Source organism: Hydrogenophaga sp. BPS33 (assembly GCF_009859475.1).
GTDB lineage: Bacteria > Pseudomonadota > Gammaproteobacteria > Burkholderiales > Burkholderiaceae_C > Hydrogenophaga.
Genome location: NZ_CP044549.1, coordinates 5,840,079 through 5,852,946, shown reverse-complemented (window position 1 = coordinate 5,852,946; position 12,868 = coordinate 5,840,079). Strand labels below are relative to the sequence as shown.

Sequence of the window (12,868 nt, the reverse complement as noted above, 5' to 3'; positions counted from 1 at the left end):
TGCGCCGCTACAATGAATGCAAGTTTCGTGCCCTCATATTCCATGCCCGCCCACACCACTTTCTTCCGCACCGCCGCCTGGGTCGCCGTCCTCAACGCCGCTGTGTGGAGCGCGGGATCGGCCCTGGCGGAAGCCGCCGACCGCAACCAGCCGCTCAACGCCGAGGCCGATGCCTTGCGCTACGACGACGCGCGCCAGACCAGTGTGTTCACCGGCAACGTGGTCATCACCAAGGGCACCATCCTCATCCGGGGCAACCAGGTCGAGGTGCGGCAGGATGCGCAGGGCAACCAGTTCGGGGTGGTCCATGGCAATCCGGGCTTCTACCGGCAAAAGCGCGAAGGCGTGGACGAGTTCATCGAAGGCACGGGCCAGCGCATCGACTACGACAGCAAGGCCGATACCGTCAAATTCACCGGCAACGCGGTGCTCAAGCGTTTCAAGGGCACGCAGCTCAACGACGAGACCTCGGGCAACGTGATCGTCTACAACAACACCACCGACGTCTTTACGGTCGACGGTGGCCCCGCCAACCGCACGGCGGCCAATCCCACGGGCCGTGTGCGCGCCATGCTCACGCCTGTGCCCAAGGAAGGCGAGGCCGCGCCCAGCCCGGTGCCCGCGCCACCGGCCTCGCTCAAACCCAGTCCGCGGATCGAAGAGGGGCGCCCGTGACGGCACCGCTCCCTCGTGACGCGGTCGCGTCCGTCGGCCGTTCCAGCCGTCCTGCCATCAGCCGCCTGGAGGCACAGGGCCTGCAGAAGTCCTATGGCAGCCGCAAGGTGGTCAAGGACGTCTCGCTCGCGGTGTTCAAAGGCGAGGTGGTGGGTTTGCTCGGGCCCAACGGGGCGGGCAAGACCACCTCGTTCTACATGCTCGTGGGCCTGCTGCGCTCGGACGCCGGCAAGATCCTGCTGGACGAGCAGCCCATTGAAAGCCTGCCCATTCACCGCCGGGCGCGCATGGGCCTGGGCTATCTGCCGCAGGAGGCCTCGATCTTTCGCAAGCTCAGCGTCGCCGAGAACGTGCGCGCCGTGCTGGAGCTGCAAGTGGACGAACACGGCAAGGCCCTGGGTTCGGCGGTGATCGAAAACCGGCTCGATGCCCTGCTGCAGGACCTGCACGTCGACCACTTGCGCGATTCGCCCGCGCCCGCGTTGTCGGGCGGCGAACGCCGCCGCGTCGAGATCGCGCGCGCGCTGGCCACCGACCCGCGCTTCATCCTGCTCGACGAGCCCTTCGCCGGCATCGACCCGATTGCCGTGATCGAGATCCAGCGCATCATCGGCTTCCTCAAATCGCGCGGCATCGGCGTGCTCATCACCGACCACAATGTGCGCGAGACGCTGGGCATCTGCGACCGCGCGTACATCATCAACGACGGTCACGTGCTCACCAGCGGCACACCCGAGGAGATCGTGGAGAACGCCGACGTGCGCCGCGTGTACCTCGGCGAGCACTTCCGGATGTGACCGGCCGATCATGAAACAAGGCCTCTCACTGCGGGTTTCGCAGCACCTGGCGCTCACGCCTCAGTTGCAGCAGTCGATCCGCCTGCTGCAGCTCTCCACGCTGGAGATGGCGCAGGAAGTCGAGCAGATGCTCGACGAAAACCCGTTTCTCGAACGTTCCGAAGACACGGCCGAGCGCGAAACCTTCGGCCTGGAGCAGTCCGATGTACCGGTGAGTGCGGGTGAACAGATTTCCGACGCCGCACTGGCCGAACCGCCCAGCGCGCCGCCGAGCAGCGGCGAATCCACCAGCAGCACCAGTGCCGATACGGGCGACGGTGAAGGCCTGGAGGGCAAGCTCGACGGCGCGAGCCCCGTGGAGGAAAGCTGGGAAGGCGACGGCACGGTGGAGATGTCGCCCGACGACGGCGAATGGGGCGGCGACGCGCCCGCGCGCAACAACGGCAGCAACAGCGATGGCGACGACACGGCGACCGCCGCCGATCTTGCGCGCGTGCCGGTGAGCCTGCAGGACCATCTGCACGAACAGGCGCGTTGCCTGCGCCTGTCCGACGAAGACAGTGCCGCGTTGTACTTCCTGATCGAGTCGCTCAACGAAGACGGCTACCTGGTGGACAGCCTGAGCGATCTGGCCACGGCCTGGTGGCACATGTCGGACCGTTCGCGCCGGGTCGGTGGTGACGATTCGCCGGCCGGCTTTGAAGAGATCGAAGTGCTGGAGCAGCGCCTGGCCATGGCGCTGCAACTGCTGCAGCACATGGACCCCACCGGCGTGGGCGCGCGCGACCTGGCCGAATGCCTGCGGCTGCAGATCCTGGAGCTGCGCAACACCCCCGAGGCGCGCGCCGCGCTGGCCATCTGTGGCCAGCCGCTGGAGCTCATGGCCAAGCGCGACATCAAGCGCCTGTGCAATCTTTGCGGCATCGACGACGAGACCGCGCGCGGCGCGCTCGCGCTCATCGCCCGCCTGGAGCCCAAGCCAGGCCGCCGTTTCATCGATGTGGAGCGCAACGTGGTCGTGCCCGACGTGATCGTCACGCACGCCGGGCGCGGTTTCAAGGTCATCCTCAACCCGGACGTAATGCCACGGCTGCGCGTGCACGATGTCTACGCCAACGCCATGCGGCAAAACCGGGGCGGGCGCGACAGCGGTGGCGAAGCCGGCCACGCGGCGATGCAGCAGCGCCTGCAGGAGGCGCGCTGGTTCATCAAGAACATCCAGCAGCGCTTCGACACCATCCTGCGCGTCTCCAGCGCCATCGTCGAGCGCCAGCGCAACTTCTTCATGCACGGCGAACTCGCCATGCGCCCGCTGGTGCTGCGCGAGATCGCCGACGAGCTGGGCCTGCACGAGTCCACCATCAGCCGCGTGACCACGGCGAAGTACATGGCCACGCCGTTCGGCACCTACGAACTCAAGTATTTCTTCGGCTCCTCGCTCGGCACGGAGACGGGGGGCAATGCGTCGAGCACGGCGGTGCGCGCCTTGCTCAAACAGTTCATCTCGGCCGAGGAACCGACCAAGCCGCTGTCGGACAACCAGCTCTCCGACCTGTTGCGCGAGCAGGGCATCGAGTGCGCGCGCCGCACCGTGGCCAAGTACCGCGAGGCGCTGCGCATCGCGCCCGCCAATTTGAGAAAGTCGCTTTGAACCAATTGCAGGTCTTCCTTCCCTGCGCCGCGGGCGTGGAGGACTATCTCGCCGCCGAGGTGCAGCGCATCACCGGCGACACCCAGCCGCCCTACAAGGCACGCGGCGGTGTGGCGCTCAACGCCTCGTGGCGCGATGCGATGCGCCTGAACCTGCACAGCCGTCTCGCACAGCGCGTGCTGGTGCAGCTCTGGTACGGTGAGTACCGCAGCGAGCAAGACCTCTACAAGGCCGCCTCGGAAGTGGCCTGGGAGATCTGGTTCACACCCAAGGAAACCATCAAGGTCGAGATCACCGCGCAGCACAGTCCGCTGACCTCGCTCAATTTCGCGGCGCTCAAGGTGAAGGATGCGGTGTGCGACCGCTTTCGCGCCAAGCGCGGCGAACGGCCCAGCGTGAACACCAGCTGGCCCGACGTGCGCCTCTACGTGCACCTCACCACCGACACCGTCAGTCTCTACATCGACACCTCCGGCGAGCCACTGTTCAAGCGCGGCTGGCGTGAAGACAAGGGCGATGCGCCGCTGAAGGAAACCTTGGCTGCGGCCATGATCGCGGCCACCGGTTGGGACGCGGGCGCCGCGCCCACGCTGGACGGTATCGCGCCGCTTTATGACCCCTGCTGCGGCAGCGGCACCGTGGTGATCGAAGCCGCACAGATCGCGCTGCGCATCGCGCCCGGCTCGGGCCGCCGCTTCGCGTTCGAAAAGCTGTTGCCGTTCCAGCCACACGTGTGGCAGGCCATCAAGGCCGACGCGGTGCAACAGCAGCGCGACTGGCCGCAAGGCCATGCGCCCATCGTCTTTGGCAGCGATGTGTCGTTCCGCATGGTCGACTTCGCGCAACGCAACGCCGAGCGCGCGGGCGTGGCGCATGCGGTGGAGCTGCGAGGCGGTGACGCGTTGCAGCGCACGCCACCCACATCTCGCCCGGGCGTGCTGTTGCTCAACCCGCCCTACGGCGAGCGCATCGCGGCGGCCGGCGTGGCCGGCGAGCGTTCGCAGGACCGCGCGCAGCGCATGGCGCCCCGCGCACCCCGCACCTTCACCGTTGGCGCCACGCCACCGGCCAGCCCGGGCCAAGGCCGCGAGAGCGCGCAGATGGCCGATGGCGGGGACGGCAGCGAGTTCTTCACCCAACTCGCCGCGCACTGGAAAACCCATTACGCGGGCTGGAGCGCCTGGCTGCTCACGCCCGACCTCAAGCTGCCCGGCAAGATGCGCTTCAAGGAATCGCGCCGCGTGCCGCTGTGGAATGGGCCGATCGAGTGTAGGCTGTTCCGTTTCGATTTGACCCCGCGCAAACCGCGGCTCGCCCCTGAGGCTTGAGCACGGTGGAGACGTCCACTGCCCTGGTGCTCGACACCAACATCGCACTCGATCTCTTCGTCTTTCAAGACCCGGCCACCGCCGCGCTGCGCGAAGCCGTGGAGCGCGCGACGGGTGAATGGATCGTGACCGCCGCCATGCGCGAAGAACTCGTGCGCGTGCTGGCCTACCCGCAGATCGCCCGCCGCCTCGTCGCGCAAGACAAGCCGGCGCAAGCAGTGCTCGACGCCTTCGACCGCTGCACCCGCCTCGTGCCCGACGCGCCCAAGGCCGCGTTCACCTGCAAGGACGCGGACGACCAGAAGTTCATCGACCTCGCCGCGCAGCACCGCGCCACGCTGGTCAGCAAGGACGACGCGGTGCTTTGCATGGCCAGGCGCCTGGCCCGCGTGGGTGTGCTTGTTTGCCACGAATGGAGCCCTGCCCATGTCTAAAAGCCTTGTCACTGGCCTGGTGGCGGTGCTGCTGTGCGCGAGCGCCCATGCCATTCCACGTTGCGAACTCAACGGCGAAAGCGTGAACCCGAACAACGGACACACCACCGCCGGCAAGAGTGGGGTGATGCGCTGCACCGACGAAGACGGCTCGGTGCGCCGGCGCGAGCAGACCTTGCGCGACGGCCGCTTCGTCGGCCCGGTGGTGATGGTGCTGGCCGACGGCGAACGGCGCGAGTACAGCGTCAACGACAAGGGCAACCGCCACGGCCTGGCGCGCAGCTTCGACTCCAAAGGCACGCTGCGCAAGGAAGAGAACCTGGACAACGGCAGCCATGTCGGCGTGCAGAAGCAATTCGCCGAAGCCGGCTACCTGCAGGAACTGCACTTCGCCGACGAGCGCCGCACCGTGCTCACCATCGGCTACCTGGCCGACGGCACGCTCAACGAGCTGCGTTGCACGCCCACCAGCGTGGTGCCGCAGGACCGCGAGGTCTGCGGCCACGCCGGCCGGGTGAGCGAGGTCACGCTGTACCGCGAAGCGGGCAAGCCCTCGGGCACGGTGAGCTACCTCGCGGGCAAGATGCAGCGCCAGAGCGCGCTCGACCGCGAAGGCCGCGTGGTGCGCAGCGAAGAGCGCAAGGACGGCCGCCTCATCCGGCGCACCTTCTACCCCGCGACGGGCAAGCCGCGCAGCGAGACCGAGTTCGTCGAAAGCGAAGCCAACAGCCGCGCCGGGCGCGAAGGCACGGCGCGCGAATGGCACGAGAGCGGCCAGATGACGCAGGAAACCATGTGGGCCGACGGCTATGAGCAGCGCATCCAGCAGTGGTACCTGAACGGGCAGCCCAAGCAGCGCGTGCAGGTGCGCCGTGACGGGCGCGAACAGGCGCGCACCACCGAACGCTTCTGGGACAACGGCCAGCTGGCCGCGGTGAACGTGGAGCGCAACGGCCGCCCCCTGGGTTGGCAGAAATACTTCAGCGAAGACGGTGTGCTGCTGCGGGAAGACGAGCATGGCGGTGAGCGTGGCCTGCTGCAACGGCGCAAGCATTACAACGCGCACGGTGGACTGGAACGCGAGGAGCGATTCCTGGAAGACGGTTCGCGCATCGGCCCCTAAGGTCCGAAGCACTCAGGACAACGCGAGGAGACGGCGATGGCGATTCGGGTGGTACGGCTGGGCAGCGAGAGGGCAAAAGGTGAGGGCCTGCGCATCGGGACGGTGCGCCGGCCGCCGCGCGGCGTGCCCAAGGCCGAGTTCGCGTCCGGCAACTGGTACGACGTGTGGTACCCCAACCTCGCGCCCAGCGTGGACACCATGAAACTCGGCCAGACGGCCGAGACGCCCGCGCAATGGACCGCGTTCACGCGCAAGTACCGCAGCGAAATGGCCGAACCCGAGGCGGTGCGCAGCCTCGAATTGCTGGCCGCGCTCTCACACCAGACGGATTTTTCCGTCGGTTGTTATTGCGAGAACGAGGCCCACTGCCACCGCTCGGTGCTGCGCGAGCTGCTGCGGGACAAGGGCGCAAAGATGGAAACCTGAGGACAACGTGGTGCACAGACGGCGTGTGCTTTGGTAGAAAGGCTGCTTGTCCACTTCACGGGAGTTCTTCATGCCCAGCACACGGTATTGCGGCAGTTGCCACTGCGGCCAGGTGGCCTTCGAGGTCGAAGGCGAGATCGACAGCGGGATGGCCTGCAATTGCTCGATCTGCTCGCGCAAGGGGTCTTTGCTGTGGTTCGTGCCGCGCGAGCGGCTCGAACTCAAGACCCCGGAAGGCGCCGCAGCGACCTACACCTTCAACAAGCACGTGATCCGGCACCGCTTCTGCCCCACCTGCGGCATCCACCCGTATGGCGAAGGGGTCGATCCCAAGGGCAACGCCATGGCGGCCATCAACCTGCGCTGCATCGAGGGCCTGGACCTGGGTGCGGTGAAAGTGACCGAATACAACGGGCGCGAGAGCTGATGCGCCGCGCCTCTGGCGTTCAAGCCAACCCGAACCGCTTCGCGCTCGCCCGCTCCCAGTAGGTCGTGAACACCGCATGCTGCGAGGCCAGGTCGGTCAGCAGCGCGCCCGGTGGCGTGAGCGGCAGCAGGTTGGCCAGCAGGCGCACTTCGTTTTCGCTCACGCGGCGCACCAGGTGGTGCGAGGTGATGTCGCGCGGGTGTTGCAGGCCGGCGGCCTGCACCAGCTCCTGCAGCGCCATCAGCGTGCTCTGGTGGAAGTGGTAGACACGGTCGGCCTTGTCGGGGATGACCAGGGCCTGCTGGCGCACCGGGTCCTGTGTCGTGACGCCTGTGGGGCAGTGGCCGGTGTGGCAGCTCTGCGCCTGGATGCAGCCCAAGGCGAACATGAAGCCGCGCGCGCTGTTGCACCAGTCCGCGCCGATGGCCATGGCGCGCACGATGTCGAACGCGCTCACGATCTTGCCCGCGCAGCCGATTCTGATGTGCTCGCGCAGGTTCACACCCACCAGCGTGTTGTGCACCAGGCGCAGGCCTTCCTGCAGCGGCGCGCCCACGTGGTCGGTGAACTCCAGCGGTGCCGCGCCCGTACCGCCCTCGGCGCCGTCGACCACGATGAAGTCGGGCCGCACGCCGGTGACCAGCATGGCCTTGACGATGGCGAACCATTCCCAGGGGTGGCCGATGCAGAGCTTGAAGCCGATCGGCTTGCCGCCCGAGAGTTCGCGCAGTTGGGCGATGAACAGCATCAGCCCGATGGGTGTGTCGAACGCGCTGTGCGACGAGGGCGAGATGCAGTCCGCGCCCACCAGCACGCCGCGCGCGGCCGCGATCTCGGGCGTCACCTTCGGCCCGGGCAGCACGCCGCCATGGCCCGGCTTGGCGCCCTGGCTGAGCTTGATCTCGATCATCTTCACCTGCGGGTCGATGGCGTTGGCCCGGAAACGCTCGGGGCTGAAGCGCCCGGTCTCGTCGCGGCAGCCGAAGTAGCCCGAGCCGATCTCCCAGATGAGATCGCCATGGTGCACGCGGTGCCAGGCCGAAATGGAGCCTTCGCCGGTGTCGTGCGCGAAGCGGCCGCGCTGCGCGCCCGCATTGAGCGCCTGGATGGCGTTGGCCGAGAGCGCGCCGAAGCTCATGGCCGAGATGTTGAACACGCTCGCGTGGTAGGCCTGGGTGCAGGCATCGCCACCGATCAGCACGCGGAAGTCGTGCGTGGCCAGGGTGGTGGGCTGCAGCGAGTGGTTGAGCCACTCATGGCCGTCGACGCTCATGTCCAGCTGCGATCCGAAGGGGCGCTTGTCGGTTTCGCCCTTGGCGCGCGCGTAGACCAGGCTGCGCTGGCTGCGCGAGAAAGGTGTGGCGTCGGTATCGCTCTCCAGGAAGTACTGGCGCATCTCGGGCCGGATCTTCTCCAGCATGAAGCGCAGATTTCCGATCACCGGGTAGTTGCGCCGCACCGAACTTTTGATCTGCCGCAGATCCCAGAAGCCCACCAACGACAACGCGCCGAACACCAGGAACGACACGCCGCCGATGCCAAAGGCCACCAGCGTGAACAGGCTGAGCAGCGTGATCAACACGCACAGGGCCAGCGCCGTGTAGCGCACGGGGTAGAGGGCGTTGAGTCGGTCGAGCATGTGGGTCTTCGTGGAGCCTTGAGGAATAAACTCCGGGGCATCATAAAACCTCACTCTTTTTGCTTCATGACCGAACCCACCCCCGAGTCCGCACCCGATGCGCTGGACTATGAAGACTACGACGCGCTCGACGCCATCCTGGACGACCTGCGCACGCGCGGCGACGAGGTGCCGCAGTGGGAATTCTGCGAAGGTGCGATGGCCGCGCTGCTGTGCACGCGCCGCCCGATCGAGCCCGCCGAATGGCTGACGGTGCTGCTGGGCACCGGACCGCTGCCCACCGCGCCGCAAGACGAGGGCACGCATTTCAGCAACACCGCGCAATACGAGCGCTTCATGGAACTGTGGTCGCGCCGGCAGGCCGAGGTGGCGGCTTCGCTGGCCGCGCCGGTGGACACGTTGGAAGACGAGCGCAGCTACCACCCCGAACTGATGGATGTGCGCGGCGCGGTGGCCGCCTTGTCCGAAGAGGAGCGCGCGGACTTCCAGGACCAGGAACTGCCCGCCTACGCGCAGGTGTGGGCGCTGGGCTTCATGTTCGTGGTGGAGAACTGGGGCGAGGAGTGGGAGCCGCCCCGCGACAAGGACACCGCCGCCTGGATCGACGAGGCGTTGGAGCGCATCGTCGCGCTGACCGAAGACGACACCGACAAGCCCACGGTGAACATGCACGTGGAAGACGGCCCGCCCAGTGTGAGCGACGACCGCCTCAACGCCTTCGGCGCGGCGATCTGGGCGGTATATGACCTGCACCAGATCGGCAAGAGCCTGGGGCCGCGCGTGGAGCCGGTGCGCAAGGAAGCGACCCCAGGGCGCAACGACCCGTGCCCTTGCGGCAGCGGCAAGAAATACAAGAAGTGCCACGGGGCTTGATGCCCGACGGACGCGGTTGACGGGCGAATAATTATTCGCTTAAGATCGCGCCTTCATGAAACCCAAGGACGACGAAAAGCAGCAAGCCATTGCCAGCGCCACGTTGGCCCTGGTCGAGCGCGTCGGGCTGAGCGGGCTCACCATGGCCGGCATTGCGCGCGAAGCCGGCATTGCCACCGGCACGCTGTACGTCTACCACCGCTCCAAGGAAGATCTGCTCAACGCGCTCTACGAGCAGGTGAAGGGCGCCTTGGTCGGCTTGATCGACACCGACCTCGACCCCGCCACCCCGTTTCGCCGCCGCATCGAGCAGAACTGGACGCGTCTGCTGCGCCACCGCCTGGCCCATGCGCCCGAGGCGGTGTTCATGGACCAGTACTACAACTCCCCCTGGTTCAGCGAGGCCTCGCGCCAGTTCTCGGCGCGCTTTGCCAGCGGTTGCCTGGGGTTTTTCGATGAAGCACGCGCGCAGCAGATCGTGAAGAACGTGCCCACGCTGTTGTTGGCCTCCACTTTCTTCGGCTCGGTGCGCGACACGGCTTCCCTCTTGCGCAGCGGCGACCTGCCGGATACAAAGGCGGCCTTGGCACAGGCCTTCGGCATGTGCTGGGACGCGATCAAGGCTTGAGACCACCGAAGATTCGAAGCCCGCTTTGCCTTTTAAAACCGAATGAACGTTCATTCATATAACCAATTCCCCCAACAGGAGAGACCCACGATGACCACCACGCTCAACATCAATGGCAAGGACGTTCGCGTCGACGCCGACGAATCCACGCCCATCCTCTGGGCCCTGCGCGACACGCTGGGCATGACCGGCACCAAGTTCGGCTGCGGCGCGGCCTTGTGCGGCGCGTGCACCGTGCACATGAACGGGGCGGCCATCCGCTCTTGCGTCACGCCGATCTCGGCGGCGGTGGGCCAGAAGATCACCACCATCGAGGCGCTGGAGACCGACCGGGTCGGCAAGGCGGTGCACCAGGCCTGGGTGAAGGCCGACGTGGCGCAGTGCGGCTACTGCCAGAGCGGCCAGATCATGAGCGCCACCGCGCTGCTCAAGGCCAACAAGAAACCCAGCGACGCCGACATCGACGCCGCCATGGCCGGCAACATCTGCCGCTGCGGCACCTATGCGCGTGTGCGCATCGCCATCAAAGACGCGGCCCGCACCTTGGCTTGAAGGAGAACGAACATGCACCTCGCCCACCTGTCCTCCGACCAGATTCCATCTCTGATGCCACCCGCGCTGGCGCACCGCGTCGCCGAACCCGAAACCGGTGATGGCATCGCCCGCCGCAGCTTTCTCAAGCTGGCCACTGCTTCGGGCTTTGCGCTCGGCGCTTTTCCGCTCATGGCCAGCGCCCAACAGGACGCCAAGCCCGCTGCCACCGGCCTCAAGCCCGACCAGCAACCCGCCGCGTTCGTGAAGATCGCGCGCGACGGCGCGGTCACGGTCACCGTCAACCGCCTCGAATTCGGCCAGGGCTCCCACACCGGCCTGGCCATGGTGCTGGCCGAAGAGCTCGATGCCGACTGGAGCCGCGTGCAGGCGGTGCACGGCAACGCCGAGCCGGCCTACAACGACCCGGCCTTCGGCATGCAGATCACCGGCGGCTCGACCGCGATCAAGAACTCCTACACCCAGTACCGCGAACTCGGCGCACGCACGCGCGCCATGTTGCTGGCCGCCGCCGCGCAGCAGTGGAAGGTGCCGGTGTCGTCGCTGGCGACCGAGCGTGGCGTGGTGATCGGCCCGGGCGGCAAGAAGCTTGGCTACGGCGCACTGGCCGACGCGGCCATGCAGCAGCCCGTGCCGACACAGGTCACCCTCAAGGACCCTTCGCGTTTCAAGCTCATCGGCAAGCCGACCACGCGCGTGGACGCGAAGGCCAAGTCCAGCGGCCGGCAGGCTTTCGGCATGGACGTGCGCTTGCCCGGCATGCTCACGGCGGTGTTCGAGCACCCACCGGTGTTCGGCGGCAAGGTCGCTTCGGTGGACGATGCGGCCGCGCGCGCCGTGCCCGGTGTGAAGGCGGTGCTGCGCGTGCCCACGCACAACGGCGGCGAAGGCGTGGCCGTGGTCGCCACGGGCTACTGGGCCGCGAAGCAAGGGCGCGATGCCTTGAAGGTGCAGTGGAATCACAGCGGCCGCGAGAGAGTGGACAGCGCCCAGCAATTGGCCAGCTACCGCGCCCTTGCGGCGAAGACGGGGAACATCAAGACCAACGCCGACGTGTCGGCGCTGGCGAACGCGCCGCACAAGATCAGCGCCGAGTTCGTGTTTCCCTACCTCGCCCACGCACCCATGGAGCCGCTGAACTGCACGGTGCAGCTCGAAGGCACTGGCGCCCAAGCCAAGGCCACGGTGTGGACCGGCACGCAGATGCCAGGGCTGGACGTGGCCGCTGCCGCGCGCACGCTCGGCATCCAGCCGGAACAGGTGACCCTGCACGTGCAGATGGCCGGTGGTGGTTTCGGCCGCCGTGGCCTGCTCGCCAGCGACTTCGTCACCGAGGCCTGCACCATCGCGAAGGCCGCGCAGGCCGCAGGCTTGAACGCGCCGGTGCGCACGGTGTGGAGCCGCGAGGACGATGTGCGCGGTGGCTACTACCGCCCCATGCACGTGCACCGCGCCGAGATCGGCTTCGACGCGCAAGGCAAGGTGCTGGCGTGGGACCACGTCATCGTCGGCCAGTCCATCATGGCCGGCACCTTCTTCGAGCCGATGATGGTGAAGAACGGCGTGGACGAAACGGCGGTGGAGGGCATGGGCAAGCCGTACGACGTGCCGATGCGCCTCTCGGCCCACCACCCCAAACTCAATGTGCCGGTGCTGTGGTGGCGCAGCGTGGGGTCGACCCACACCGCGTACGCCATGGAGACTTTGATTGACGAAATCGCGCGCGCCACGAAGCAGGACCCGGTGGCCTACCGCATGAAACTCATGGACGGCAAGGCCTCACGGCACCGCGCGGCGCTGCAGCTGGCGGTGGACAAGAGCGGCTATGGCAAGAAGACCTTGCCCGCCGGCCGTGCCTGGGGCGTGGCGGTGCACGAGTCGTTCGACTCGGTGGTGGCGTACGTGGTGGAGGCGTCGGTGGACAACGGCACGCCCAAGCTGCACCAGGTGACGGCAGGGGTGCACTGCAACCTCGCGGTGAACCCGAAGAGCGTGGAGGCGCAGGTGCAGGGCGGGGCGCTGATGGGCCTGTCGATGTGCCTGCCGGGCGCGGCCATCACCTTGAAGGATGGCGTGGTCGAGCAAAGCAACTTCGGCGATTTCGTGGTGCCACGCATCACCGACATGCCGGTGGTGGCGGTGCACATCGTGCCGAGTGCGGATGCGCCCACGGGCATGGGCGAGCCTGGGGTGCCGCCGCTGGCGCCGGCGTTCGCGAATGCGATTGCGCGCTTGACGGGGAAGACGCCTCGGGAGTTGCCGTTCAAGTTGGTCTGAAGTGGCCTTTTCTCTTTCGTGGCGAGCCGGGTCTCGGC

The 12,868-nt window shown here is 67.3% G+C and carries 13 protein-coding genes; 12 read left to right on the top strand and 1 reads right to left on the bottom strand.

Annotation, left to right across the window (positions count from 1 at the left end):
• Window positions 1-42 precede the first annotated feature (42 nt).
• The 8 genes from lptA to F9K07_RS27095 all read left to right on the top strand — a co-directional run bounded on the left by lptA (window position 43) and on the right by F9K07_RS27095 (window position 6,861).
• Window positions 43-675: a lipopolysaccharide transport periplasmic protein LptA gene (lptA, locus tag F9K07_RS27130; protein ID WP_236581612.1), complete on the top strand. Its 633-nt coding sequence runs from the start codon at window positions 43-45 to the stop codon at window positions 673-675.
• A 56-nt stretch (window positions 676-731) separates the two neighbouring features.
• On the top strand, window positions 732-1,472 hold the full coding sequence (lptB, locus tag F9K07_RS27125; protein ID WP_159597128.1) for an LPS export ABC transporter ATP-binding protein: 741 nt from the start codon (window positions 732-734) through the stop codon (window positions 1,470-1,472).
• Between the two features lie 10 nt (window positions 1,473-1,482).
• Window positions 1,483-3,123: an RNA polymerase factor sigma-54 gene (gene rpoN, locus F9K07_RS27120; RefSeq protein ID WP_159596347.1), complete on the top strand. Its 1,641-nt coding sequence runs from the start codon at window positions 1,483-1,485 to the stop codon at window positions 3,121-3,123.
• Entirely contained in the window at window positions 3,120-4,451 is a 1,332-nt protein-coding gene (locus tag F9K07_RS27115) for a THUMP domain-containing class I SAM-dependent RNA methyltransferase (protein ID WP_159596346.1), read from the top strand. The genes rpoN and F9K07_RS27115 overlap by 4 nt, the downstream gene beginning before the upstream one ends.
• A gap of 5 nt (window positions 4,452-4,456) precedes the next feature.
• Window positions 4,457-4,885 carry a putative toxin-antitoxin system toxin component, PIN family gene (locus F9K07_RS27110; protein WP_236581591.1) on the top strand — a complete coding sequence of 143 codons (429 nt, stop codon included), beginning with the start codon at window positions 4,457-4,459 and terminating at the stop codon, window positions 4,883-4,885.
• Window positions 4,878-6,008 (top strand): toxin-antitoxin system YwqK family antitoxin, encoded by a 1,131-nt coding sequence (locus tag F9K07_RS27105; RefSeq protein ID WP_159596345.1) that lies wholly within the window; start codon window positions 4,878-4,880, stop codon window positions 6,006-6,008. Before F9K07_RS27110 ends, F9K07_RS27105 begins: the two co-directional genes overlap by 8 nt.
• Before the next feature lie 36 nt (window positions 6,009-6,044).
• Window positions 6,045-6,434, top strand: coding sequence for a DUF488 domain-containing protein (locus F9K07_RS27100; protein WP_159596344.1), 390 nt, complete (start codon window positions 6,045-6,047; stop codon window positions 6,432-6,434).
• 70 nt (window positions 6,435-6,504) lie between these two features.
• Window positions 6,505-6,861, top strand: coding sequence for a GFA family protein (locus F9K07_RS27095; protein WP_159597126.1), 357 nt, complete (start codon window positions 6,505-6,507; stop codon window positions 6,859-6,861).
• Window positions 6,862-6,880: 19 nt separating this feature from the next.
• Here the strand turns inward: F9K07_RS27095 and F9K07_RS27090 are convergent, their stop codons facing one another.
• Window positions 6,881-8,500, bottom strand: coding sequence for an FMN-binding glutamate synthase family protein (locus F9K07_RS27090; RefSeq protein WP_159596343.1), 1,620 nt, complete (start codon window positions 8,498-8,500; stop codon window positions 6,881-6,883).
• Window positions 8,501-8,566: 66 nt separating this feature from the next.
• Between F9K07_RS27090 and F9K07_RS27085 the strand changes: the two genes are divergently transcribed.
• From F9K07_RS27085 to F9K07_RS27070, 4 genes are all read left to right on the top strand, one after another.
• Window positions 8,567-9,373: a YecA/YgfB family protein gene (locus tag F9K07_RS27085; protein WP_159596342.1), complete on the top strand. Its 807-nt coding sequence runs from the start codon at window positions 8,567-8,569 to the stop codon at window positions 9,371-9,373.
• 55 nt (window positions 9,374-9,428) lie between these two features.
• Window positions 9,429-10,001, top strand: coding sequence for a TetR/AcrR family transcriptional regulator (locus tag F9K07_RS27080; RefSeq protein ID WP_159596341.1), 573 nt, complete (start codon window positions 9,429-9,431; stop codon window positions 9,999-10,001).
• A 90-nt stretch (window positions 10,002-10,091) separates the two neighbouring features.
• A complete protein-coding gene (locus F9K07_RS27075) occupies window positions 10,092-10,553 on the top strand; it encodes a (2Fe-2S)-binding protein (protein WP_159596340.1) in 462 nt (153 codons plus the stop codon).
• A 54-nt stretch (window positions 10,554-10,607) separates the two neighbouring features.
• Window positions 10,608-12,830 (top strand): xanthine dehydrogenase family protein molybdopterin-binding subunit, encoded by a 2,223-nt coding sequence (locus F9K07_RS27070; RefSeq protein ID WP_236582074.1) that lies wholly within the window; start codon window positions 10,608-10,610, stop codon window positions 12,828-12,830.
• Window positions 12,831-12,868 lie beyond the last annotated feature (38 nt).